At 68.3% G+C, this 23,771-nt stretch carries 24 protein-coding genes; 10 read left to right on the top strand and 14 right to left on the bottom strand.

The features are described from left to right. Window positions 1-777 precede the first annotated feature (777 nt). On the bottom strand, window positions 778-2,676 hold the full coding sequence (gene typA / locus ACWEO7_RS18680; protein WP_355080358.1) for a translational GTPase TypA: 1,899 nt from the start codon (window positions 2,674-2,676) through the stop codon (window positions 778-780). Between the two features lie 230 nt (window positions 2,677-2,906). On the opposite strand from typA, the gene ACWEO7_RS18685 reads away from it, so the two are divergent. Beyond that, the gene (locus ACWEO7_RS18685) at window positions 2,907-3,083 is read left to right on the top strand and encodes a hypothetical protein (RefSeq protein WP_452424756.1); all 177 of its coding nucleotides are present in this window, start codon (window positions 2,907-2,909) and stop codon (window positions 3,081-3,083) included. 52 nt (window positions 3,084-3,135) lie between these two features. Next, a complete protein-coding gene (locus tag ACWEO7_RS18690; RefSeq protein ID WP_452424758.1) occupies window positions 3,136-3,423 on the top strand; it encodes a 4a-hydroxytetrahydrobiopterin dehydratase in 288 nt (95 codons plus the stop codon). Between the two features lie 186 nt (window positions 3,424-3,609). On the opposite strand, the gene ACWEO7_RS18695 is transcribed toward ACWEO7_RS18690, so the two are convergent. After that, window positions 3,610-4,944: a mannosyltransferase gene (locus ACWEO7_RS18695; protein WP_450022591.1), complete on the bottom strand. Its 1,335-nt coding sequence runs from the start codon at window positions 4,942-4,944 to the stop codon at window positions 3,610-3,612. A gap of 215 nt (window positions 4,945-5,159) precedes the next feature. Between ACWEO7_RS18695 and ACWEO7_RS18700 the strand changes: the two genes are divergently transcribed. Next, complete coding sequence (locus ACWEO7_RS18700) at window positions 5,160-5,960, top strand: Rv1157c family protein (protein ID WP_355078659.1); 801 nt, start codon at window positions 5,160-5,162, stop codon at window positions 5,958-5,960. Window positions 5,961-6,089: 129 nt separating this feature from the next. Next, window positions 6,090-6,467, top strand: a complete 378-nt coding sequence (locus ACWEO7_RS18705; RefSeq protein WP_452424760.1) for a hypothetical protein — start codon at window positions 6,090-6,092, stop codon at window positions 6,465-6,467. A 75-nt stretch (window positions 6,468-6,542) separates the two neighbouring features. On the opposite strand, the gene ACWEO7_RS18710 is transcribed toward ACWEO7_RS18705, so the two are convergent. The 3 genes from ACWEO7_RS18710 to ACWEO7_RS18720 form a co-directional block, all read right to left on the bottom strand. Next, the gene (locus ACWEO7_RS18710; protein WP_452424761.1) at window positions 6,543-7,256 is read right to left on the bottom strand and encodes a DUF1906 domain-containing protein; all 714 of its coding nucleotides are present in this window, start codon (window positions 7,254-7,256) and stop codon (window positions 6,543-6,545) included. A 177-nt stretch (window positions 7,257-7,433) separates the two neighbouring features. After that, the gene (locus ACWEO7_RS18715) at window positions 7,434-8,561 is read right to left on the bottom strand and encodes a hypothetical protein (RefSeq protein WP_452424762.1); all 1,128 of its coding nucleotides are present in this window, start codon (window positions 8,559-8,561) and stop codon (window positions 7,434-7,436) included. A 229-nt stretch (window positions 8,562-8,790) separates the two neighbouring features. Continuing rightward, window positions 8,791-9,393: a CHAP domain-containing protein gene (locus tag ACWEO7_RS18720; protein ID WP_452424764.1), complete on the bottom strand. Its 603-nt coding sequence runs from the start codon at window positions 9,391-9,393 to the stop codon at window positions 8,791-8,793. 197 nt (window positions 9,394-9,590) lie between these two features. Between ACWEO7_RS18720 and ACWEO7_RS18725 the strand changes: the two genes are divergently transcribed. From ACWEO7_RS18725 to ACWEO7_RS18740, 4 genes are read left to right on the top strand one after another with little or no spacing between them, the layout of a single operon-like run. Continuing rightward, window positions 9,591-10,241 carry an ABC transporter permease gene (locus ACWEO7_RS18725; RefSeq protein WP_355078669.1) on the top strand — a complete coding sequence of 217 codons (651 nt, stop codon included), beginning with the start codon at window positions 9,591-9,593 and terminating at the stop codon, window positions 10,239-10,241. Continuing rightward, a complete protein-coding gene (locus tag ACWEO7_RS18730) occupies window positions 10,234-11,433 on the top strand; it encodes an ABC transporter ATP-binding protein (RefSeq protein WP_452424766.1) in 1,200 nt (399 codons plus the stop codon). Before ACWEO7_RS18725 ends, ACWEO7_RS18730 begins: the two co-directional genes overlap by 8 nt. Then, complete coding sequence (locus tag ACWEO7_RS18735) at window positions 11,430-12,194, top strand: ABC transporter permease (protein WP_452424767.1); 765 nt, start codon at window positions 11,430-11,432, stop codon at window positions 12,192-12,194. The genes ACWEO7_RS18730 and ACWEO7_RS18735 overlap by 4 nt, the downstream gene beginning before the upstream one ends. Beyond that, window positions 12,191-13,165: a glycine betaine ABC transporter substrate-binding protein gene (locus ACWEO7_RS18740; protein ID WP_452424769.1), complete on the top strand. Its 975-nt coding sequence runs from the start codon at window positions 12,191-12,193 to the stop codon at window positions 13,163-13,165. Before ACWEO7_RS18735 ends, ACWEO7_RS18740 begins: the two co-directional genes overlap by 4 nt. A gap of 103 nt (window positions 13,166-13,268) precedes the next feature. On the opposite strand, the gene ACWEO7_RS18745 is transcribed toward ACWEO7_RS18740, so the two are convergent. Continuing rightward, window positions 13,269-13,910, bottom strand: coding sequence for a TIGR03086 family metal-binding protein (locus tag ACWEO7_RS18745; protein ID WP_452424771.1), 642 nt, complete (start codon window positions 13,908-13,910; stop codon window positions 13,269-13,271). A gap of 88 nt (window positions 13,911-13,998) precedes the next feature. Between ACWEO7_RS18745 and ACWEO7_RS18750 the strand changes: the two genes are divergently transcribed. Further along, window positions 13,999-14,970, top strand: coding sequence for a helix-turn-helix transcriptional regulator (locus ACWEO7_RS18750; protein WP_452424773.1), 972 nt, complete (start codon window positions 13,999-14,001; stop codon window positions 14,968-14,970). A 10-nt stretch (window positions 14,971-14,980) separates the two neighbouring features. Here the strand turns inward: ACWEO7_RS18750 and ACWEO7_RS18755 are convergent, their stop codons facing one another. Further along, complete coding sequence (locus ACWEO7_RS18755; protein WP_452424775.1) at window positions 14,981-16,438, bottom strand: MFS transporter; 1,458 nt, start codon at window positions 16,436-16,438, stop codon at window positions 14,981-14,983. 71 nt (window positions 16,439-16,509) lie between these two features. Here ACWEO7_RS18755 and ACWEO7_RS18760 point away from each other — a divergent pair, with 71 nt between their 5' ends. Then, entirely contained in the window at window positions 16,510-16,992 is a 483-nt protein-coding gene (locus tag ACWEO7_RS18760) for a MarR family winged helix-turn-helix transcriptional regulator (protein ID WP_452424777.1), read from the top strand. Window positions 16,993-17,134: 142 nt separating this feature from the next. Here ACWEO7_RS18760 and ACWEO7_RS18765 read toward each other — a convergent pair whose 3' ends face one another. From ACWEO7_RS18765 to ACWEO7_RS18795, 7 genes are all read right to left on the bottom strand, one after another. Next, window positions 17,135-17,719 (bottom strand): NADPH-dependent FMN reductase, encoded by a 585-nt coding sequence (locus ACWEO7_RS18765; RefSeq protein WP_452424779.1) that lies wholly within the window; start codon window positions 17,717-17,719, stop codon window positions 17,135-17,137. 83 nt (window positions 17,720-17,802) lie between these two features. Further along, window positions 17,803-18,174 (bottom strand): hypothetical protein, encoded by a 372-nt coding sequence (locus ACWEO7_RS18770; protein ID WP_159848246.1) that lies wholly within the window; start codon window positions 18,172-18,174, stop codon window positions 17,803-17,805. An 11-nt stretch (window positions 18,175-18,185) separates the two neighbouring features. After that, window positions 18,186-18,665: a roadblock/LC7 domain-containing protein gene (locus tag ACWEO7_RS18775; protein WP_452424781.1), complete on the bottom strand. Its 480-nt coding sequence runs from the start codon at window positions 18,663-18,665 to the stop codon at window positions 18,186-18,188. Further along, on the bottom strand, window positions 18,662-19,495 hold the full coding sequence (locus ACWEO7_RS18780) for a hypothetical protein (RefSeq protein ID WP_452424783.1): 834 nt from the start codon (window positions 19,493-19,495) through the stop codon (window positions 18,662-18,664). Before ACWEO7_RS18780 ends, ACWEO7_RS18775 begins: the two co-directional genes overlap by 4 nt. Next, window positions 19,485-19,871 (bottom strand): hypothetical protein, encoded by a 387-nt coding sequence (locus tag ACWEO7_RS18785; RefSeq protein ID WP_452424785.1) that lies wholly within the window; start codon window positions 19,869-19,871, stop codon window positions 19,485-19,487. Before ACWEO7_RS18785 ends, ACWEO7_RS18780 begins: the two co-directional genes overlap by 11 nt. Before the next feature lie 425 nt (window positions 19,872-20,296). Further along, window positions 20,297-22,246 (bottom strand): vWA domain-containing protein, encoded by a 1,950-nt coding sequence (locus ACWEO7_RS18790; RefSeq protein WP_452424787.1) that lies wholly within the window; start codon window positions 22,244-22,246, stop codon window positions 20,297-20,299. 25 nt (window positions 22,247-22,271) lie between these two features. Further along, complete coding sequence (locus ACWEO7_RS18795; RefSeq protein ID WP_452424788.1) at window positions 22,272-23,666, bottom strand: ATP-binding protein; 1,395 nt, start codon at window positions 23,664-23,666, stop codon at window positions 22,272-22,274. Window positions 23,667-23,771: the final 105 nt, after the last annotated feature.

The following is a 23,771-nucleotide window of genomic DNA, read 5'->3' on the forward strand; positions in this document are numbered from 1 at the left end:
AACACAGCGGCGGCGCAGGGCCGTGACATCACCCATACATACCGTGTCGAACCTCGGCAAATATTCGGCGTACCGTCGCGGAACAATAGGCTGCCGCACCCGAGGCACTACAATCCGCATGCGCATCCGTGTCGTTTGCGCAATCACACGCGCCGCCGACTCGGACATGAAGTGAACATTTGCGCCGACACGCCGAACGGGAGACGAATTCTATTCGTCTACGCACCATCCGGCCGACACGGCGACAACTCACACATGTGCTGGCACAACCACTCGCCGAGGCCCCTGGAGAGCCGGGAAAGCTCATCGCGTGCACGGCTCTGGATGACCACGGGTGCCGACAATATAAAGCAGGCGCACGACACAGCCAATTATTTTCACCCCCCACCACTACCCGCATGACGGAAAGTGGTCGAAAATTATCAAAATTTTCCCACCAGCCGTCGCCGCAGGAACATATTCCACGCGACCGAACTGATTTCGGACCTGCATACCGAGGGCTGAGCCGGTCACGGATCGAAATTACAGACAACGCAACCGATCAGCCCTCGAATATGTGGCACCCGACTTCACCACGGCACGCATCACAGGGCCGTCTCGAATTTCTTCCCATTGCACCATGCCTGGTGATGCCGAGGAATTGCGATCACACCCGAGGCGAACGCGAGGCTCGCGGTACACCCGCACGATGCGAGCGCCCGCGACTGCCCGACCAGCGGTCCGGCCCGGTATTCGGTGTCACCCGCGGTGACACCGAATACCGTGGCAGACAAGTTATTACAGCGCCGCGCGGTCGCGCGCCTTGCGCCGGGACAGTTCCCGTGCGCGCTCGTTCTGCCCGAGGACCACCTTGCGCACCCGGACCACCTCCGGGGTGACCTCCACGCACTCGTCGGCGGCGCAGAACTCCATGGCGCCTTCGAGATCCAGCTGCAACGGCTTGGCCAAGGTCTCGATCACGTCGGCGGTGGAGCTGCGCATGTTGGTCAGCTTCTTCTCGCGCGTGACGTTGATGTCCAGATCCTCCGCGCGCGGATTGACGCCGACGACATGCCCCTCGTAGGTGTCCGCGCCCGGCTCCACGAAGAACTGCCCGCGGTCGGCCAGCTGGATCATCGCGAACGGCGTCACCGAGCCCGACCGGTCGGAGACCAGCGAGCCGGTGTGCCTGGCCCGGATCTCGCCCGCCCACGGCGCGTAGCCGTGCGACACGGCGTTGGCGATGCCGGTGCCGCGGGTCTCGGTGAGGAAGTCGGTGCGGAAACCGATCAGGCCACGGGAGGGAACGATGAACTCCATCCGCACCCAGCCCGCGGCGTGGTTGCTCATCTGCACCATCTTGCCCTTGCGTGCGGCCAGCAACTGGGTGATCGCGCCGAGGTACTCCTCGGGGCAGTCGATGGTCAGCTCCTCGTACGGCTCGTGCACCTTGCCGTCGACCTGCTTGGTGACCACCTGCGGCTTGCCGACGGTCAGCTCGAAGCCCTCCCTGCGCATGGTCTCGACCAGGATGGCCAGCGCCAGCTCACCGCGGCCCTGCACCTCCCAGGCGTCCGGGCGCCCGATGTCGAGCACGCGCAGCGACACGTTGCCGACCAGCTCCTGGTCCAGGCGCGCCTTCACCATGCGGGCGGTCAACTTGTGCCCCTGCACCCGGCCGACCAGCGGCGAGGTGTTGGTGCCGATGGTGACCGAGATGGCGGGCTCGTCGACGGTGATGCGCGGCAGCGCGACCGGATCATCGATGTCGGCGAGGGTGTCGCCGATCATGATGTCCGGAATGCCCGCGATGGCGACGATGTCGCCCGCCACGGCCAGCTCGCCCGGCTTGCGCTCCACGCCGACGGTCTGCAGCAGTTCGGTGATCTTCACCTGCTTGACGCCGTCGGCGTGCATCCACGCGACGTTCTGTCCCTTGCGCAGTTCGCCGTTGTGGATGCGGACCAGCGCGAGACGACCGAGGAACGCCGAGGCGTCCAGGTTGGTGACGTGCGCCTGCAGCGGCGCGGACGCATCACCCTTCGGCGCGGGAATGTATTCCAGCAGCACGTCGAACAGCGCGTCGAGATTCTCCGCGGCCGGGGCGTTGCCGTTCTCCGGACGCTCCTTGGACGCCTTGCCCTCACGACCGGAGGCGTACAGCACCGGAAGGTCGAGCGCGAGCTCGGCGGCCTCGGCGGCGGCGTCGTCGAGATCGGAGGCCAGGTCCAGCAGTAGGTCGTGGCTCTCCTCGACGACCTCTTCGATGCGGGCGTCGGGGCGGTCGGTCTTGTTCACGACCAGGATCACCGGCAGCGACGCGGCCAGCGCCTTGCGCAGCACGAACCGGGTCTGCGGCAGCGGCCCCTCGGACGCGTCCACCAGCAGCACCACGCCGTCCACCATGGACAGGCCGCGCTCGACCTCACCACCGAAGTCGGCGTGGCCGGGGGTGTCGATGACGTTGATCACGGTGACCGAGCCGTCCGGGTGATGCCGGTGCACCGCCGTGTTCTTGGCGAGAATGGTGATGCCCTTCTCGCGTTCCAGGTCGCCGGAGTCCATCACACGATCGACGGGCTCGGCCCGCTCGGCGAAGGCGCCCGACTGGCGCAGCATGGCGTCGACCAGGGTCGTCTTGCCGTGGTCGACGTGAGCCACGATGGCGACGTTGCGAAAATCGCGTGCAGACGACACGCCTGAATCCTCCTGCTGTTCGGTGTTGGAGCCGACGGTGCTCGGTGTCCGGCGTGCACGGACCTTCCGTGATTACGCAGGCTGCCGCCTCCGGGGCCTGACGCACACGCCCGGCTCCCTGCGAATAGGTGGAGAATCGAAACTCACCAGGCATCGCGGCGAGCTATACCCTACCGGCAGTCGGTTCGAGGCACCGTTTCAGCCTTTGTACTAAGGGTATGCTAACCGCCGTGGGCAAGGTCAAAGCCAAGAAGGTTTCGAGCCTGAAACCGAAGAAGAAGTGCTGTCGGAAGAAGACGCGCTGCGTGAAGTGCCCCGTGGTCATCATGCGGATGAAGAAGTTCGAAGCGGCCGGTGTCACCGGCAAGGATCTGAAGAAGGCACTCAAGCAGGCGCGCGCTGCCTGACCCCCGCCGCCACCCTTTCCGGGGCGGCCCGAGGCGAGTAGTAAGGAGTGTTATGGCGCAGCAGGCACTGCTCTCCGAACCCGAAATCGCCGAAGCTCTCACCGAATTGCCGGAGTGGTCCAGGTCAGGGGACAACCTGACCCGCACCGTCGAGGCGGCCACCTTCCCCGCGGGCATCGAACTGGTGCGCCGCGTCGCCGAAGTCGCGGAGGAGGCGAACCATCATCCCGACATCGACATTCGCTGGCGCAAGGTCACGTTCAGCTTGTCGACGCACTCGGCGGGCGGGCTCACCGCGCTGGATGTAGCACTGGCCCACGAGATAGACCGGCTCTGTTGATCGGCAGCGCCTGCGGCGCTGCGTGTTCGCGGCCCTCTTGTGGCTCGCGAACGGCACATGCTCGGTCTCGCTTCGCTCGAAACCCGGAGTCGGGCCGTCGTATCGCGTTCCAGCCAGAAGGTCGAGTCTTCGCTGATCGCCGCTCGAGGCTGACCACAGCAGAGTCGGGCGAGTGCGGGCGAGTACTTATGCGGTGCGCGCGGGGCCCTCGGTGGTTGCGCGCGTTTCTTCCCCGTCGGCCGATCGCGTGTACCTGGCTCCGAAGCGGATCACCCAGAGGTAGAACGCCAGGACGCCGAGCACGTCGACGGCGCCGAGCCAGGCCAGTACGCCCGGGCGCGAGATGGTCCAGATCGAATCCTGGAAGAACGACAGCACCCACGGCACGCCGACGAGCATGGTCACCAGCCAGTACCCGGCGATCACCCGCGCGCCGGGCGCCCGGCGCAGCGGCCCGTACACCACCCAGAGCACCGTCGGCAGCAGCCACACCCAGTGATGCGACCACGAGATGGGCGAGACCATCAGTCCGAACAGTTGCACCACGATCAGCGTGCCGAGCCGGTCGTCCGCGCCGAGCGCGCGCCAAGCCAGGAACGCCAGCACTGCCACCACGAGCACGGCCGCGATCCACCACGGGCCGGACTCCACGTCGTAGCCGAGGATGCGGCTCAGTGTGCCCCGCAGCGACTGGTTCCACACCGACCCCACCGGACCGATCCGGTCGGCGTCACCGAGCAGTGTGCCGAAATACCGACGCGCCTCGACCGGCGCGATCAGGAAACTCAGCCCTACGGTCGCGCCGAAGACCACGGCCGACCACGCCACCGTCGCCCACCGCTTGCGCGCGACGAAGTACAACCCGGTGATCGCAGGCGTCAGTTTGATGCCCGCGACTATTCCGACCAGTCCACCGGACAGCCACCACCGCGAACTGCGAACCGCCAGCATCCCGCCGAGCACCAGGAAGACATTGACCTGGCCGTAGTCCATCGTGGTCCGGACCGGCTCCAGCCACAGCCCGAGCGCGGTCCACCCGACGGTGGCGGCCCGCCACTGCGGCGTGCGCAGCCGCTGCGCGCCGAACAGCAGCTCGAGACTGATGTGCACCACCGCGTACAGCGCCGCGGCGATGGCCAGCAACCAAGCCACCGCGACCAGGGTGAACGGCAGATAGTGCAGCGGGAAGAACACCAATGCCGCGAAAGGCGGATAAGTGAACGGCAAGGGGAAGTCCGGAGTCTTCTCCGCATAGGTGAAGTCGTAGAGCTGATCGGTCAACAACGCGGCCGACCCGCCGACGTAGACATGCAGGTCGACGAGGTTCATCCCATTCGGGGACAGCAGCATCCAGAGCAGCCGGGCCAGCACGGACAGGCCCAGCACCGACACGGCCCATCGGAGGTGACGATTCAAATCGCTGGCTTTCGGCTCGGGTGCGGTGCGTCGGTAGGCGCGCCCGGAGTTCGATGTCGAGGCGACAGCGCGGACGGCACCGATTAGATTAGCCGCAGCGCGAATCCGGTCGGTTCCACCCTCGAACCACCGATAACATTTGCATCAACTTTCACATCAGTAACATCTGGGCGCGGTATCTTCTGCTAACACTGATCGTCCACGGCGCTTTCCGGACGCCGCAGCTGTACACATAGCCGCAATGTCCCTAGAGTGACCCCCGAAACGATGGCTTTTAGCAATCGAACCCAGATGTACCCGAGGTAAGGACGGCCAGACCAGTGCTTCGCACCCGAGGATCGCGGATCGCATTGTCCGCACTCGCCGTCGCGGCGAGTGCCACGCTCGCCGCGCCGACGACAGCAATCGCGGCCCCCGCGACCGCCCCCGTGGCGACTACGAACAGCGTTCCCATGGTGCCCGAGGGCGTTCCGGTGGACGCGCTGGCCGCGCTCGCCCCAGCCATCGTCGGCGCCGTCGCGGGCCCCGCGGATATCGCGAGCCCGGCCGGCGTCGCGGGTCCGCAGTCGGCCATCCTCGATCAGGCCCGCAGGCTGCTGGCCACCTTGAACCTTCCGCCGCAGATCAAGTCGACGCTGGAACGGATCATCACCTTCCTGGACGGCAGCGGCGGCGGAGGCCCCGAGGTGCCGCAGGACGGACCGGTGATCGCCCAGTTCCTCTACCCGAGCATCGGCAAGGGCTGCATCGGCCCGTCCGCCGACTCGGTGGGCACCGCCCTCGCCGTGCCCGGGCCCGCCACGCTGCCGCCACCCGGCCCGCAGGCGGGCCAGACCGGGTTCGTCTTCACCGCGCTCGGTACCAAGGGGCCGACGCCGGTGCAGAACCCGCCGATGACGGTGCAGTGGCTGAACCTCGACACCCGCCAGTCGGGCGTCCTGCCGCTGACCGACGAGGCCAAGATCAACCCGGACGGCCCCGCCACGCTGTCCGCGATCGCCGACACGGGCAACGGCCGCGTCGTCGCGGTCGTCTCCGGCTCGCTGACCACCCAGTCCGGTGACGCGGAGGCGCGGACCTGCTCCTTCCTGCCGACACTCGGATTCTTCACCGTAGGCTGAGCTTCCGGTCGAGGGCGGCGACTCCATCGGGGTCGTCGCCCTTTTGGCGTTGCGATGACTCGGCGAATACCTGGTCTCGATCTGCCGCGCAGCCACACGAGGTGGCCGGACTGTGGTAGACCGCTATCTATGGCGACCACCGATTTCTCGAAATCCGCGGACGGTTCGAGACAGCCGGGTCATTCGATCCGGAGCAGGCGCTCGCACCGTTCCATCCTGTCGATCCGATCGGAGGGTTCCATCCTATCGATCGGCTCGGCATACTCGGTCCTGTCCATCGGCAGCGTGGGCTCGGTGCTGTCGATCGGATCTGTGGGATCGTTCGGGTCGGCGATCTCGTCGTTCTCGTTCGCCAGCCTCGGCTCCGCGTTCTCCGGCCTGTCCCGGTGGTCGTTGCTCTCCTGGCTCGGCGATCACGAGGCTCCGGACAGCCGCCCCTCCCTGCGGGTCGTCCCGGACGACGAGCCCGACCTGCGCGTCACCCCGATAAGCCACTGCCAGACGTAATATTCGGCAGCTGCTCGGTCTCGCTTCGCTCGAAAGACGGGATAGAGGCGAGCAGGCACGTACTGCGTCAGCCGCTCACCACTGCCCGTATTCGGGCGTGAGCACGTTGTTCACATCGATCCCCACACCGTCGATGGATTGCTTGTCGATCTCGACCTGGTGCAGGTTGGCGGCGGGGTGCACGAAGCCCTTGGGCGTGCCCCAGTTGTGCTGCCAGTACCAGGAAGCCAGGCTCGCGGTGCGGGCCAGCTCGATGGTCGGGGTGTTCGCGTAGACGCCGGTGTTCTCCCTGCCGAGCACGGCCTGCCAGCCCAGTAGGTACGGCGCGATCATGGTGGCGAAGTCGACCGGGGAGGGGTTGTCATCGATGGACGCGTAGATGGGCACGTTGTCCGGGCCACCGGCGGCGCGGTGCAACGCGAGCCCGCGCTCGGCGTGCCGCTTGCCCGCCTCCAGCCCGCCACGCCAGTCCGCGGTCGGTCCCTTACCGAATTGGTAGCACGAGACGATCTGCAGACCAGCCGCTTTGAGATCGTCGACTTCTGGCGATCGCAGCGGTTTGCCCGCCATCCACTCGGCGCCGGGCCTGCGATCGGACACGTAGCGGATCACGCCGATATGTCCGGCGTCGCGGATCGCCGCAGCGGACGGAACGCCTCCGGCGTAATCGATGAGGGTGCCCAGAGCTGGTCGCGCGGACGCGGGAGCTGCGGCGGCGGTCATGCCGACCACGGCCGCGGCGGCCGTGTAGGCGAACAGATCACGCCGGGATACCGAATTGGAACGCATCGTCGACTCCTTCGCGCAACCCGACATGGATGGCAGCGTGCCCGGCGCACCTTCCCCAAACCACCGCGCGCCGGGAGCCTCGAACGTGAACTCATTTCACCATATTCACACTGGAACCGCTAGACCCAGGAGAACCACGTTTCACATTCGCCACATAGGCTCGACGACGCGACCGGTTCACACAATGCCGTCGATGCGCGCGCCGACATCGATGGTGCGCATCGCCGGGTCGGCCAGTTCTTTGCGGATCACCGCCGCCACCTGCGCCACGACCTGCTTCTTTATCCCGGCGAGCGCACCGAGTGCGGCCGCGCGGGCACCCTGCGCGGTGAATTCCATCCGAATGTCGGCCGGGTCGGGCGGCGGCACGTCGATCACCACCCGCAAGGGGTCGGCAGCCCGGGCGGTGAGTGCCAAAGGCACCTCGACGTCAGCGCGATAGCGATTGGATTTCAGCACATCGACCGTGATGTCCAGGCTCACCGGCAGGGTCAGATCGAACGCGACCGGCTCCGTCGACCGGTCCGTCAGCCGCGGCATCCGTACCGTTCCCCGAACGGTCACGACGGCGCTCGCGCGCGGTCCGGTCCGCAGCGGACCGACCTCGATCAGCCTGCCCGCCAGTCGTTCCACCACGTCACACACTCGCTCGCGCGTCACGATGCGGGAGAAGAACCGATGCCCGAACTCGTCGTAGCCGATCCAAGCGAACGCGAGCTCGTCCCGATACGGCGAACGCTTGCCCGCGACCATGGCCTCGACGTCGAACACCAGCCCCCTGCGGGTCTGCGGGTCGGCAAGCATGGCGTTCACCCGGGAGGCGACCTCTCGCTGCACCACGCCCGCGATCGGGTCGAGCAACCATTCCCACGCCGAATCCACCGCCTGGGCGCGCAGGACGAAGCTGATGTCCCGCTGGGTGATCGGCGGGATATCGATGATGACGAGCACGGGTTCGGCGGTGCGGGCGTGCAGGGTCAAATCGATCTCCACCCTGGCCTCCAGCCGCAGTTTCCGGCCGCCGAGCAGCACCTTCAAGGTGAGCGACACCGGAACGGTGACGTCGAAGGTGACCTTCGGGCCGCTGCGCAGGACGCGCGGGGCGCCGACCTTCCCCTCGGCGACGAATCCGGCGAGCCCGGCCGGACCGATCGAGACCGGGCCGATGGTCATGCCGCGGCCCGCCATGCCGGAGATCGCGGACTCGATACGAGCGGCGTTCACGGCGTGCGTGACGAAACGCTCGCCGAATTCGGCGTAGTCGATCCAGCCGGGCGCACTACTCGGTTCGTCGGTCGGATGCATCGCTAGTTCCGCAACCCTCACCTCTCGATGGACACCCGACACGGTACGCGACCGGTCTCGTCCCACCCCGGAACGCACTGCGGCCCGAGATCCCCGTCCTGCCGATGAGGGGGAAGCAGGGCGGGGACCGGCGGCGGCGCTGCCGGGCACCGCCGCCTTCCATCGTAGGACTATCCGGCACCCCGTTTCACCCGCATATCGGTCGAATCCTGTTCGATGGAAGTGATCTTCACAATCGACCGAAACCGACCACCCCGGTCATGTCGCCCAGCACGAACCGGTGGATGCGCACCTCGCCGTACTCGTTGCCGCCGATCGTGGTCACCTGGCCGCCCTCGACTCGCAGGACGATGTTCGTATGCTGTCCGAACGGACTGGGCTCTCCGTACAGCAGCACGTCACCGGTGCGCGGTCGATAGTTCGAGCCGCTCGGGACGAACCGGCCGACGCTCTCGTAATACTCCCGCAAGGTATAGACGCCGGGAATCCGCCACGAACCCGAATTCGGGTTGGCCAGCGGCACACCGGCCTCGCGCAGCACCCAGCTGACGAAATCGGCGCACCACGCCTCCTCGGCTCCTTCCGCGTATTTCGTCCCCGCGCCGGGATCGGCGAACTCATGCTCGGCGACCGCGACGATTCCGGCCTGGGCCGCGTCGAGTGCCGAACGGTCCAGCGCGGGGAACTCGGTGAGGCGCTCGCCCGCGATCGCCCTGTGGTCCGTGCGGTCCTGCCACCAGAGACCACCGGCGATCCCGGCGGCGGCCACGCCGAGCACCACCAATGCGAGCGAGGCCCACCGCCCCGATCGCGATCCCAGTTGTCGTGTCATCGCTCCCCCGATTCGTTCGTGTGACGTTGTCGTCGAGCTTATGGAATTCGACGCGCGAGCACGCCGAACGGTTCCCGCGCCATCCGCCTGATTTCGGCGACCTAGCGGAGGGGCAACCCGGTGGAGCCGAAATCATGGACGGCACCGGGAAAATCGCGCTAGTCTCCGGAGAGACCAGCCGATGGGGAGGTACGGCCCTGGACACGCTGTGGACATTCATCGTGCACCGCCGGCACCAGTTGCTGGTCGACTCCTACCTGCACGTCTCGGCCGTGGTGCAATCGGTGCTGCTGGCGACGGTGGTCTCGGTTCTGATCGGAATCCTGGTCTACCGCAGCCCGTTCGGCTCGTCGATCGCCTCCGCGCTGGCGGGCGCGGTGCTCACCGTTCCGTCGTTCGCGCTGCTCGGCCTGCTGATCCCGGTGCTCGGTCTCGGTGTCGCACCGACGATCACCGCGCTCGTGGTGTACGCGCTGCTGCCGATCATGCGCAACACCATCATCGGACTCGCCTCGGTGGATCCGGCCGTGACCGACGCGGCCCGCGGCGTCGGGATGAACCGGCTGCGGGTGCTCGCCCGGATCGAACTGCCGCTGGCGTGGCCGGCGATCCTGGCCGGTATGCGGGTGAGCACCCAGCTGATCATGGGGATTCTCGCCCTCGCGGCATACGCCAAGGGCCCCGGACTCGGGAACCTGATCTTCTCCGGACTCGCGCGCCTCGGCAGCCCGAACGCGGTGCCGCAGGCGCTGGTCGGCACGATCCTCGTCGTCGTCCTCGCACTCGTCCTCGACGGGATCTACGTCCTGGTCGGGCGGCTCACCACCTCCAGGGGGATTCGTGACTGAAACCGAAACCAGCGACGGCCGCGCGGCATCCGTCGTCTCCGGCGTCGAGATCGTGCTGCACGCGGTGACCAAACACTATCCGGGACAGCGTGATCCGGCCGTGGACAGCGTCTCGCTGACCATCCCGGCCGGCGAGATCGTGGTCCTGGTCGGGCCGTCCGGCTGCGGCAAGACCACCACCATGCGAATGATCAACCGGCTGATCGAGCCCACCTCCGGAACCATCACGATCGACGGCCGCGACGCGGCCACGATCCAGCCCGACCGGTTGCGCCGCGGCATCGGCTACTCGATCCAGCAGGCGGGACTGTTCCCGCACCTGACCGTCGCGAAGAACGTCGCGACCGTACCGGGCCTGATCGGCTGGGATCGGCGGCGCGTCGCGGCACGGGTCGACGAGATGCTCGAGCTGGTCGGTCTCGATCCCGGCACCTTCCGCGACCGCTATCCCCGCCAGCTGTCCGGCGGCCAGCAGCAGCGCGTCGGCGTGGCCAGGGCATTGGCGGCAGACCCGCCCGTGCTGCTGATGGACGAGCCGTTCGGCGCGGTCGATCCGATCACCCGGGGATCGCTGCAGGACGAGTTGCTGCGGCTGCAAGGCGAACTCGGCAAGACGATCGTCTTCGTCACCCACGATTTCACCGAGGCGGTCAAGCTCGGCGACCGCATCGCCGTGCTCGGCGACCGGTCTCGGATCCTGCAATACGACACACCCGCTGCGATCCTGGCCGACCCGGCCGACGAGACGGTCGCCGGTTTCGTCGGCGCGGACGCCTCGCTCAAACAGCTCACCCTGACCCGGGTCGGGGATGTCGAACTCGGCGACTGCCCCACCGCCACCGAACAGGACACCGTCGACGAGTTGCGCGCCGCGCTCGCGGACCGCGACTGGCCGTGGGCGCTGGTACTGGACGGTCAGGGCAGGCCACGCCGCTGGGTCTCGGCCGAACAACTGGCCAACGCCGATTCGCTGCGCGATCTGGGAACGCCGGTGCCGGAGACGCTGGCGCTGAAATCGACGCTGCAGGACGCGCTCGAAGCCCTGCTCACCCATCAGAGCGCGACGGCGGTGGTGACCGGCGCGCGCGGCGACTACGCCGGGCTGATCACCATCGACACCCTGGTCGGCCACCTGTCGGCCCTGCGCGCCGAGCACGGAGCCGGGCGCTCCGCGACGGACGGCGCACCATGACCACTGCCGCCGCGTCACCCGCCACCCAGCGCAGGGCCGAGCGCATCCGGTTGGTCGTGCAGCCGGTGGCCGTGCTCCTGCTCACCGCGGGCGTGCTGGTGTGGGCGTTCGCCCGCGACCTGACCGTCACACAGCAGGCGAGCCTGAACGCGGGCAACGTCGCGACCGTCACCTGGCAGCACGTGCGGATCACCGCGACCGTGGTGCTGATCGTCGTCGCGGTGGCCGTCCCGCTCGGAACCCTGCTCACGCGACCGGGATTCCGACGGCTCACACCCGTTTTCGTCGGTATCGCGAATATCTGCGCGGCCGCGCCGGCCATCGGCCTGATCGTGCTGTTCTACCTGGCCACCCGCACCACCGGCTTCTGGATCGGCGTGGCGCCGATCGCGTTCTATTCGCTGCTTCCGGTGCTGCGCAACACCATTCTGGGCTATGAGCAGGTGGATCGGATGCTCATCGATGCGGGGCGCGGCCAGGGCATGTCGGCCGTGACGGTGTTGCGGCGCATCGAATTCCCGCTCGCGGTGCCCTACATCCTGGCCGGGCTGCGCACTTCGCTGGTGCTCGCGGTCGGCACCGCAACGCTGTCGTTCCTGGTGAGCGCGGGCGGGCTCGGCATTCTGATCGACACCGGCTACAAGCTGCGCGACGACGTCACCCTGGTGGTCGGCGCGGTGCTCGCGGTGGCGCTGGCCCTGCTGGTGGACTGGCTCGGCGCGCTCGCCGAAGCGTTTCTCGGGCCGAAGGGGCTGAAATGATCCGGGCGTGGCGCGCGCTGGCCCTCGGCCTGGGCTTGACGTTGCTGGCCGCCTGCGGGCTGCAATCCGGCGGCGCGGTGCCGCTGCGAGTCGGCCCCGGCAGCATCCGACCCGTGCCCGAACTGGAGGGTGTGCAGGTCACGGTGGGTTCCAAGGACTTCACGGAGCAGAACATCCTCGGCTATTTGATCGAGTTCGCTCTCTCGGCGGCGGGCGCCGAGGTGCGCGACCTGACCAACATCCAGGGCTCCAACAGCGTGCGAGATGCCCAATTGCACGGGCAGATCGACCTCGCCTACGACTACACCGGAACGGGCTGGATCAACTACCTCGGCAACGAGACTCCGGTGCCGGACGAGATTGGCCAGTTCCAGGCGGTGCGCGACGCCGACCTCGCCGCGCACGGCATGCTCTGGACGGCGCTCGCGCCGATGAACAACACCTACGCGCTGGTCATGAGCGCCCGCACCGCCCAGGAGACCGGTGTGCGCACGCTGTCGGACTACGCCCGATTGGCCGCCGCCGATCCGGCGGCCGCGGCGATCTGCGTCGGCACCGAGTTCAACGTCCGCCAGGACGGATTCCCCGGCCTGGCCCGCAAGTACGAGATCGACGCGAGCAAGGTGCGCAAGCAGATCGTGCAGGACGCCGTGGTCTACCAGGCGACCGCCGACGGCAGGCAGTGCCGCTTCGGCTCGGTCGCGGCCACCGACGGACGCATCCCGGCGCTGAATCTCGTTCTGCTGCAAGATGATCGCGGCTTCTTCCCGAAATACAACGCGGCGCTGGTGATGCGCCGGAGTTTCGCCGAGGCGCATCCGCAGGTGGATACGATCCTGACGCCGATCTCGCAGCGCCTCACCAACGAGGCCATCACCGAACTCAACCGTCAGGTCGACGTGGACGGACGCGAGCCCGCGGAGGTGGCCAGGGACTGGATGGTCGCCCAGGGATTCGTCACCGCGCGCTGATTTCCGTCGCGGGGAGAGCGTTCGGACTCCGCCTCGCCGGACCGGGCCAGGCCCGGTACACCGTCCGCTGGGCTCACCAAGTGAACCCAGCGTGCCCGGAAGCTCAGCGCGGATCGCGGCCCAGGTAGCGCAAGAGCTCTCCGAGAGCGCCGTCGGCCGGACCGTCGACGATCGCGGCGAAAGCACCCCACTGACGCAGCGGCTCGATGATCTCGGCCGTCTCGCCGCTGCCGGGCGCGGGGTGCGCGGCCCGCGCGGCGATGAGCAGGGCGGCGGCGAGTTCGTCGGTCAACGGCGACGGCTGGTCGGTCGCGATCGCGATGTCCCAGGCGTGCACCCCGGCATCCAGCGCGCACATGACCGCGGCCACCGGAGTGGCGAGCGCGCCGTGCGGCAGCGGCGTCGGCACGGTCTCGGTGGCGTCGTCGACCGTGGTCCAGGCGAAGGCGGTCTGCTCGACCGCCGCACGCACCGCGTCCGCGGGGGCGCCGTCGATCGTGCCGGAAGGCGCGAACGGGTTGTAGGCCGGGCCCTCTCCGACGCCGAGGGCCTCGGCGTAGGCCAGCTGATCACCGACGGCGTGCTGCAGCACCTGCGTCACATCCCAATCCGAGCACGGGGTGGGCAGGTGCCACTGATCCGCTCGCACACCGGCGACGACGCTCTCCAGCGCGCGGTAGGAATCGGCGAGCACGTCCCGCCAAACGGGAAGCAGAGTCGCGGCGGCGGTGGCGGTGGCGTTCATGTCGGAGCCTTTCGGTCGTTCTCGCTGATGACACAAGCCTATTCGGCCATTAGGCTACTTTTGTTCCTAATCAGCGAGGAGGGCGAAAGTGGCCTCGACCACACCGCGCCTGCTGCGGTTGCTGGCCCTGCTACAGGACCGTGCGTACACCGGCCGGGAGCTGGCCGAGCGCCTCGGCGTCACCGATCGCACACTGCGGCAGGACATTCAGCGGCTGCGCGAACTGGGCTACCCGGTGCATGCCGGACGCGGCGCGATCGGCGGCTACCGGCTCGGCCGCGGCGCGACCATGCCGCCCCTACTGCTGGACGACGACGAAGCGGTGGCCGTGGCGGTCGCGGTCGGCCTCGCCGAGGACGGCTCCACCGGAATCGCGGACATCGCCGAGCACGTCACGAAAGCACTGGGCAAACTGGACCAGATCCTGCCCAAACGATTGCAGCGCAAGGTATCCGCACTGCGGGATGCGACGGCCATCGGCCCGGCCACGACGGGGTCGCGCGAGCCGGACGCACCGGTTCCCGCCGCCGTGCTCACCACCCTCGCCGGCGCCATTCGCGACGGCGCGACGGTCCGGATCGCCGAAGCCGGGGCCGCGTCGTCCGTCGAGATCGAGCCGTACCGGCTGATCAACTGGCAACGCCGCTGGTACCTGGTCGCCTACAGCCTGGAAGACCACTCCTGGCGAGCGATCCCGGTCGCCCGCGTGCTGCGCGCGGAGACGAGTTCCCGCCGTTTCGCCGCGCGTTCGCTTCCCGACGACGACCTGGTCGCCTTCGTCATGCGCCACATCGCCACCCCCGGGTGGCGGGTGCAGGCCCGGGTGACCGTGCTCGCGCCCGCCGAGACCGTCATCGCCAGGATCAATCCCGCCGTCGGCGTGGTCGAGCCGGTGGACGCGGACACCTGCCTGCTCTACACGGGCGCGGACGCGCTGGAGACGATCGCCATCTACCTGTCCATGCTGATGATGGACTTCCGCGTCGACGGCCCGCCGGAACTCGTCGCCCACATCCGCACCCTGGGCCGCCGGTACACCGAGGCCGTCGCCGGCGCTTGAACCCCGGGCGTCAGGAATGCCCGGTGGTGGTCGCCGCGTCGGCGGTCTTCCGCATCGGGATCACGGCGGTCAGACCGATCGCGACCAGCGCCGCGGCCATCGCGATGAGGAAGGTGGTGTGGAAACCGTCGCGCGAGGGCAGCAGGTGCGGGCCGAGCCGCATGGTCATGTGCGCCAGCACCACGCTCATCACCGCGGCCGAGGTCGAGGTGCCGATCGAGCGCATCAGCGAGTTGAGGCCGTTGGCCGCGCCGGTCTCGGTGATCGGCACCGCGCCCATGATCAGCGCGGGCATCGCCGCGTACGCCAGGCCGACGCCGCCCGCGACGATCACCGCGGCGAGCATGATCTCCCAGACGCTGTTCATCAGCACCACCGCGCACAGATAACCGACCGCGATCACCGCGGAGCCGAGCGCGAGGGTGACCTTGGGCCCGCGGCTGGCCGACAGCCGCGCCGACACCGGTGACAGCAGCATCATCACGAAGCCGGTGGGGGCCAGCGCCAACCCTGCGGTGATCATGGACAGCCCGAAGCCGTATCCGGTCTGCTCCGGCGCCATCAGCAGCTGCGGAAAGGTCAGCGACATGGCGTAGAGCGAGAACCCGACGGCGATCGATGCCGCGTTGGTGAACAGGACCCTCGGCCGCGCCGAGACCCGTAGGTCCACCAGCGGTGAACGCTGCCGCAGTTCGAAAGCGCCCCAGCCGAGGAACACCACCACCGACACCGCGAACAGGGTCAGGATCCGGGCGCTGGCCCAACCCCAGTCCGCCCCTTTCGTGATCGCGACGAGCAGCGCGAGCAGCGCTACCGACAAACCGGCGGCGCCGCCGAAGTCGAACCGGGCGGGCGTGCGTACCGGCGACTCCGCGACGAACACGAAAACCAGGACGGCGCACACGACGCCGAGCGCGGCGGAGGTCCAGAACAGCACGTGCCAGTCGGCGTTCTGCGCGATGGCCGCCGCGACCGGCAGGCCGATCGCACCGCCGACGCCGAGCGTGGCGCTCATGATCGCCATCGCCGAACCCACACGCTCGGCGGGCAATTCGTCGCGCATGATGCTGATGCCGAGCGGGATGGCGCCGACCGCCGCACCTTGCAGCGAGCGACCGACGATCTCGGGCACCAGGGTGGAGAAGGACGCGCAGACCACCGACCCGGCGATCAGCAGAAGAAGATTCGCGAACAAGACGCGCCGCTTGCCGAACATATCGCCCAGACGGCCGCTGATCGGGGTCGCCACCGCGCCGGCCAGCAGCGTGGCCGTCACGACCCAGGAGGCGTTGGACGCGGAGGTGTGCAACAGCGTCGGCAGCGACGGAATGATCGGGATGACCAGCGTCTGCATGAGGGAGACGACGACACCGACCATGCCGAGCGTCGCGATGAGCAGTGCCGACGAGGGACTGTGCCGGTCGCCGGATTCAGAGACGCTCGAGGACGCGTCGGCAGCTACAGTCACATGTGCACGGTACATATGGTGTGTATGCTGCACAATTTGGTAAGTACGTGATCCGCGCGACATAGTGTGGTATGTCCGATTCCGGCCCCGGCGACAACGCGGCGCTGTACCGCCTCGTCTTCGAGCTGTCACTGCTGGCAAGGCACTTCCCCGCCGCAGTGCTCCGGCGTCCCGGCTTCCAGCTCGACCGCTCGGCGTATCTCATCCTGACCAGACTGGAACTGGACCATCCGCTGAGCCTGCGTGAGCTGTCCGAAGCGTTCCAACTGGACGTTTCGACGATCAACCGGCAGGTCGGAGCCATGCGCAAGCAAGGGTTGGTCGACCGGGTGCCCGACCCCGACGGCGGCATCGCCCGCAAGATCCGCGCCAGCGCCAAGGGACTGGATCTTTTGGCCTCCGACCGAAAGCAGAGCCGTCAAGGCATCGGCGCGGTGGTTGCCGAGTGGACCGAGGCCGACATCGATCAGTTCAGCAGGTTCATCGCGCGTTTCAACCAGTCGGTCGAGGACAAGGAGGACAACCCCTGGCCGCGCCCGCCCGGGCTGGAGTGACGAACGATCGGCCAGGACCCGGGCTGCCCGCCGCACGGCTACGCACCTCCGATCGAACCGGATGTCCGCCAGTCGCCCTTGTCCCAGGGACCACGGCGTCAGGCTCCGCGGTCCCGACCTCGGGCGAGTGGAAGAAGAAGCGTCATGCGGTATAGGGATGCTCGGCGCGGGCCGACCGCAGCGCGCGGCCCCACCAGACCAGCTGGCCGAGCAGCTGATCGGCCGCGGCCACCGGCATTTCCGGATCCGTCGGCTGCCCCGCGGCATCGAACCGCCTGCCCGCGTCGTGGAAGCTCACCGTGTCGCGCACGGTGACCGCGTGCAGCTCGGCGAACACCTGCCTGAGGTGCTCCACCGCGCGCAAGCCACCGGAGATGCCGCCGTAGGACACGAATCCCACCGGCTTGGCCCGCCATTCGGTGTAATGCCAGTCGATGGCGTTCTTGACCGGCGCCGGATAACTGTGGTTGTACTCGGGTGTCACGACGACGAACCCGTCCGCCGCGGCCAGGCGGGGGCCGACCGCTGCCAGCGCCCGCGGCGCCTCGGGTTCGGGGTGATGGGAAAGCCGTTCCGGCAGAAACGTTTCGGCCAGGTCGACAACGTCGACGTTGACGTCGTCGCGCCGCTCGGCGTGGGCGGCGAACCACTTGGCGACGGTCGGTCCGAAGCGGCCCGCTCGAGTGCTGCCGACGATCAGGGCGAGCTGGATCGGTTGGTCGGACATGGTGGATTCCCTTCGACGCGTTCGATGTCCAGAACAGCGTCGAACCTGAACAACGGTTCAGGTCAAATCGGCTCGATCGCCGATCAGACCTCCAGATCCTCTTCGATCCCCCGCAGGCGGTGCCGGGCCAACGCCAGGTTCGCCCGGCCCCGGTCCAGGGCGAGGTAGAGGAACAGGCCCTTGGACTTGCGGCCGGTCATCGGCCGGATGATGTGGTATTGCCCGGACAGCGTGATGAGGATGTCCTCGATGTCCTCTTTGAGCCCCAGCTGGTCCATGGTGCGCAGCTTGGCGCGCACCACCTCGGTGTTGCCCGCACCCGCGACTTGGAGGTCCAGGGACTTGGAGCTGCCGAGCATGCCCAGCGCCATGCCGCTGTTGTAGTCGACGACGGCGGCGCCGATCGCGCCGTCGATCACCATCATGTCTTTGAGGGCCAGATCCATATTGGACATATGCTTTCCTTTCAGTGGGTTTTCGTTGCTTGTTCGCTTCCCGCGTCGGTGGTCACCGGCGTCAGCAAGTCGGCGATCGCGCGGGCCGCCGGACGGGATTCCAGATGCAGCCTGCCGATGTTCACCTCGGGGGCGGCCAAAACGGTCAGCGATGTCCAGCCCGCCGCGTAGATGACCACGTGCCCACCGGTGCCGCGGACCACGACCTCGCTGAACCCGCCGCCGTGCGCGGTGGTGGCAAGCCGGTGAGACAGCGACAGCTGCGAAGCGGCCATGGCGGCCATCCCGTTCGGCTCGATCTGCGCAGGCAGATCATGGGCGACCAACAGTCCGTCGTTGGACGCGACCAGCGCGCCGGTCAGCCACGGAACTCGATTGCGCAGCGCTTTCAACTCCGTGAGCACCGCCGCGTTCGGTTCGGGTCCGGACATCGCCACCTTGGTCAACCTTCTTCCCATCCAATCGCCGAGCAGTTTCTTCCGCGTGGTCACGCGAGCTCCTCCAAAGCCGCCTGCAGGCGGACGAGCAGGTCCCGGTCGGGCGGCTCCAGCCGATCGGCGACCGGGACCGGTGGCGCCGAGTGCCTGCCACGGCGGCGGGGAAGCCGGCCCGACTCGGCGATCACGGGCGTGACCGCGACGGGCTCGTGGCGCACCGGCTCGAGCCCGACCGGCCCGGCCGCCACCGGGACCGGTGGCGCGAGGGGCGGCTCGATCAGGCCCGCCGCGGTCAGATCCCGCACCGCCACCAGGCATCCGTAGGTGGTCCGGCCGAGTTCGCGACCGATCTCCGCGACGCTGCGCCTGCCATCCGCGGCGGCCAGCACCTCGGCCTGCCCTCCGGTGAGCACCAAACGCCGTCGCCGCACTCGGCGGACCGGCACGACCGGGACGCGATCGACCACGTCGGCGGGCCACGGCCCGGACTCGGGATCGCCGCGCCGCGCGCACTCCTGCACGAGAGCACGGGGCGTGATGTGGCACACGGGGGCCAGCCAGTGCGGCGGGGCCGGGCGGAACTCCGGGACGGCGGGCGAGGCCAGCAAGAAATAGGCGGCATCGAAAACCGAGAGCATCGCGAGCGTTTCCAGCCGTGGCCGCCCCAGCACACGGCCAGGATCGCCCGCATCGGCGCGCCGCCAGTCCTCGGCGGTCGCCACGCCCGCCTCGACGACCAGCCGGTCCAGCCCGGTGGTGCGACTACAGTCGGCGGAAACGATCGCGCCTTCGGCGAGATGGAAAGCGCCGTCGCCCGCGTGCAGCACCCCCGTACGTCCTTCCTGCTCCAACCGCCGCAATTCGACCGCGAGTTCAGGACTCATGCGCGTCCTCGGCCAATTCATCGAGAATTCCGCGCAGTTGGTATCGCGCCATCGCGAGATTTCCGGCGTCCTCGTCGAACAGCACGTGCACGAAAAGTCGTCCGTCGAAGTCGCCGTTCACCAGGTTCAACAGGTGATATCCGCGGGTGCCGCAGACGATGATCTCGGTGACGTCGTCACCGTCGGTCGACAATGCCGGGCAGGCGAGCACCGCGCGCACCACATCCGTTGTGGCAGCGGCATCTTCGTGCTCGTCCACCAGGTCGTGCCTGCCGTCGGCGGCGATCGCCAGACCGCTCGCGCCGTCCACCAGCGTCACGCTGCGCGCACCGGGAATATCCATGATGCGTTTCAGACAACCGTCGATTCCGATCACGCGCCACCACTTGTCATGTGAGGGGGTTTACGGGTTCCAGACGCTACACACGGGCACCGTGCGATGTACAGCAAATCGGTGAGAAATTTCCGGTAAAAAACATCGTCGCTGGAAACGCCCGATAAATACCTTTCGGTATTCAATACCTATTGGTATTCAATACCCTTCGGTTTTCGGTTTCCGACACGCCGACCCGGCCACAATAAATCCTCGATACGGCCGCTCGACGGCCCCCGTGCCACTTTCCCGGCACGCCTGCGTCCGCGCAGGCACGAACATGTACCGCCGGAACGACACGGCCGCGCGCGTCTTCTCGCTGTGCGCGGCGCACGGAGGCAGGGACATCCCCGGAGACCGCAAGGGCAAGTAGTGATCTCGCAGCAATCGCCAGATCGGCCGCACTGCCCGCCCGCGAAGCCGCGACTTCAGCGCCTGCCGCGCAGGTAGTCGCTGACCACGGCGGCGCCCAAGCCGTCCAGGCCGGGCGCCACCACGCGGCCGCCGCTGCGGCGGGCCACCAGGTCGACGAACGCGGCCAGGCGCGGGTCCTCGCCGAGCATGAACACCGTCACCGACGCACCCAGCTTGGCCAAGGCGTCGACCTGCGCCATCGTCACCGCCAGCGTGCGTTGCGCGGGGGGCCAGTTGAAGTAGGTCTCCCCGTCCGGCTCCAAGTGCGCGGTCGGCTCACCGTCGGTGACCACCAGCACGACCGGTACCGCGTCCGGGTGCTTGCGCAGGTGCGCCGCGGCCAGCAGCAGTGCGTGGTGCAGATTGGTGCCCTGTTCCCAAACGCCTTCCAGCGCGGTGAGTTCGCCGATGTCCACGGTCGTCGCGTGCCTGCCGAAGGTGATCACGCTCAACGCGTCGGAGCGGAACCGGGTGCCGATCAGATGGTGCAGCGCGAGAGCGGTGCGCTTCATCGGCACCCATCTGCCGTCCTGCACCATCGACCAGGACGTGTCGACGCACAGCGCGACGGCGGCCCTGGAGCGCTGCTCGGTCTCCATGATCTCGACGTCGGAAACGTCCAGCCGCACCTGACGATTACCCGTCGACGCCGACCGCAGCACGGCATTGCGCACGGTCCGCGACACGTCCCACGGCTCGGTATCGCCGAAGCGCCAGGCCCGGGAGCCGCCGGTCGGCTCGCCCGCGGCACCGGCCGCAGCGGTGTCCCGTTCGCCGCGCCGAGACCGCAAGCGCCCGACGACATCACGCAGCGCCACCTCGCCGAGACGCCGCAAAGCCTTGGGCGTCAACCGGAGCGAGCCGTCCTGCGCCCGTTCGAAGATGCCTTGCCTGCGCAATTCGCGTTCCAGTTCGGCCAGCCGCGCGGCGTCCACGCTCGCGTCCGCGCCGAGGTGGCGCTCCAGCGCGTCCAGATCGATGTCCTCCAGCCGGGCGCCCGCGTAGGTCTGGCCGAGTTGCTCGGCGAGCGCGTCGAGTTCGGCGAGATCTTGCAGGGCCTGCGCGCCCGCGCCGAGGCCGAGCGGATCCTCGCCGCGGAACCGCCGCGCGGAGTTCCAGTCCTCACCGGGACGCAGCGCCCGCAGATGCGCGTCCAGCGCGGCCACCTGCTGGGCGATCGCCGGATCGCCGAACGCCTGGCCGATCAACTCGGACAGCTCCGCGCGCTGCTGCTCGGTCATCGAATTCATCATGCGCTGCGCGGCGGCGGCTCGGGCCGCGAGCGCGTCGATCAATTCCTCGGTGTCACGCGGGTTCTCCGGGAAGAACTCGCCGTGCTCGGCCATGAACTCGGCGAACCGCTGCTCGGTGTTCTCGCCCCTGACATGGGCGGCGAGCAGGTCGTTGAGGTCGGACATCATCCGTCTGACCCGCTCGACGTCCTCCGGGGTGGTGTTCTGCAAAGCCTGTTTCATGCCCTGGAAGCGCGATTCCAGCAGCTCGCGGCCGAGCAGGTCGCGGATCTTCTGATAGTTCTCGCGGCCGGTCTCCGATCGCCAGGCGTAGTCGGCGAGTTCGGTGACGGCGGCGGCCGTGCTCGACGGCAGGGCGTCCAGCTGCGCTTCGGCGAACCTGGCGTCGTCGGAGGGGTCGGGGAACAGTGCGCCGCGCTCGGCTTCCAGCGCCTCCTCCAGCAGTTCCCGGACCTGCTGTAACGTGCCGTCCAGCCGATGGCTGCGGGCGATCTCCGCGCGGCGCTGCCACAACCGGCGAGTCAGCTCCTCCAATCCCGGCGTGCCGCGGGTGCCGCGCCGCAACAGCTCTTGCAGGGCGTTGCGTGGCGAGCTGCCCTCCATCACGTCGCGACCGATCCGGTCCAGTGCCTCGCGCAGGTCCAGCGGGGGCGCCAAGGGATCGGGCCCCTCGTGGTAGGGGCCATAGGAGTAGCGCTCGGGGTTCGTCACGATGCCTCGCCGGGAACAGCGGCGGTCATCGGCCGTACACCGCCAGACCGTCGTCGGAGTCCTTCGCGATCCGCCGGGCCAGGTAGAGCGCCTCCAGCGCGAACTCGACGGCCGAGGCGATCCGTGGCGGCGGATCGGCCGCGTCGACGCCGAGCCGTCCGGCCACCTCGTGCAGGACCGGCAGTTCGGGCAACGCCGAGAGGACCTCCGCGCCGGGCACGCGTTCGCCGGTGGTGACCAGATGCCCGTCCCCGACCGCCTCGGCCAGCGGCCGCAGATTCAATCCACCGAGCAATGCCCGCGCGGTCTCGGAGAACGAGCGGCGCAGCAGATGGGTGAGATGTTCCTGCTCACGCCCCTCCTCGCCGGACTCGAATTCCAGCTTGCCGCGCAAGACGGCGGGAACGGATTCCAGGTCGACCGGACGCGCCACGGCAGGGCTCTCCCCCGTCACCGCGGACCTGCGCAAAGCCGCCGCGGCCACCGTCTCGGCCGCGGCCACGGCGAAACGAGCGGATACGCCGGACCGCTGGTCGATCGCGGACGACTCGCGCAATTGCCGCACGAACCGTGCGAGCACCTCGATCAGTGGGTCGCCCACTTCGGCAACGAGCTCGGCCTCCTGGCGCACCAGCGCGACCTCGGCTTCCACGCTGAGCGGGTAGTGAGTGCGAATTTCCGCGCCGAAGCGGTCTTTCAGCGGCGTGATGATCCGGCCGCGGTTGGTGTAGTCCTCCGGGTTGGCGGTGGCGACCAGCAGCACGTCCAGCGGAAGGCGCAGAGTGTAGCCGCGGACCTGGATGTCGCGCTCCTCCATCACGTTCAGCAACGCGACCTGGATACGTTCGGCGAGATCGGGCAGCTCGTTGATCGCCACGATGCCGCGATGCGCGCGCGGGACGAGTCCGAAATGGATGGTCTCGGGGTCGCCGAGACTGCGGCCCTCGGCCACCTTCACCGGGTCGACGTCGCCGATCAGGTCGCCGACGGAAGTGTCCGGGGTGGCGAGCTTCTCGGCGTACCGCTCCGAGCGATGCCGCCACGTGACGGGCAGGTCGTCGCCGAGTTCGGCGGCCAGCCTGCGACCGGCGGGGCTGATCGGGTCGAGCGGATGTTCGCCCAGTTCGGCGCCCGCGATCACGGGCGTCCATTCGTCCAGCAGGCCGACCAGGGTACGCAGCAGCCGGGTCTTGCCCTGGCCGCGCTCACCGAGCAGCACGACGTCGTGGCCCGCCAGCAGGGCGCGTTCCAGCTGCGGCACGACCGTCCGGTCGAACCCGACGATGCCGGGCCACGGGTCGCCGCCGGAACTAAGCAGCGTCAGGAGGTTCTCGCGGATCTCGGTCTTCACGCCACGCGGCAGGTAGCCGGCCGAACGTAGCTCGCCCGCGGTCGTGGGCAGGTGTTCGGGAACTTTCACGAATTCGACGCTACGTCCATTCCGCCATCGGGTCGACCGAAAGAAATCAATGGACCGCTAGATTGCTAGCATGCTAGCGTCGATCTCGATGACATCCCGGGCAAC

The sequence above is a fragment of the Nocardia sp. NPDC004260 genome (assembly GCF_053603155.1).

Bases quoted from the DNA above. Each gene is read 5' to 3' on its own strand.
- ACWEO7_RS18710 (WP_452424761.1), bottom strand. From the start codon at position 7,256: ATGCGTTCCAATTCGGTATCCCGGCGTGATCTGTTCGCCTACACGGCC.
- ACWEO7_RS18745 (WP_452424771.1), bottom strand. From the start codon at position 13,910: ATGAACGCCACCGCCACCGCCGCCGCGACTCTGCTTCCCGTTTGGCGG.
- ACWEO7_RS18760 (WP_452424777.1), top strand. From the start codon at position 16,510: ATGTCCGATTCCGGCCCCGGCGACAACGCGGCGCTGTACCGCCTCGTC.
- ACWEO7_RS18715 (WP_452424762.1), bottom strand. From the start codon at position 8,561: ATGCATCCGACCGACGAACCGAGTAGTGCGCCCGGCTGGATCGACTAC.
- ACWEO7_RS18780 (WP_452424783.1), bottom strand. From the start codon at position 19,495: ATGAGTCCTGAACTCGCGGTCGAATTGCGGCGGTTGGAGCAGGAAGGA.
- ACWEO7_RS18765 (WP_452424779.1), bottom strand. From the start codon at position 17,719: ATGTCCGACCAACCGATCCAGCTCGCCCTGATCGTCGGCAGCACTCGA.
- ACWEO7_RS18740 (WP_452424769.1), top strand. From the start codon at position 12,191: ATGATCCGGGCGTGGCGCGCGCTGGCCCTCGGCCTGGGCTTGACGTTG.
- ACWEO7_RS18735 (WP_452424767.1), top strand. From the start codon at position 11,430: ATGACCACTGCCGCCGCGTCACCCGCCACCCAGCGCAGGGCCGAGCGC.
- ACWEO7_RS18705 (WP_452424760.1), top strand. From the start codon at position 6,090: ATGGCGACCACCGATTTCTCGAAATCCGCGGACGGTTCGAGACAGCCG.
- ACWEO7_RS18720 (WP_452424764.1), bottom strand. From the start codon at position 9,393: ATGACACGACAACTGGGATCGCGATCGGGGCGGTGGGCCTCGCTCGCA.
- ACWEO7_RS18770 (WP_159848246.1), bottom strand. From the start codon at position 18,174: ATGTCCAATATGGATCTGGCCCTCAAAGACATGATGGTGATCGACGGC.
- ACWEO7_RS18690 (WP_452424758.1), top strand. From the start codon at position 3,136: ATGGCGCAGCAGGCACTGCTCTCCGAACCCGAAATCGCCGAAGCTCTC.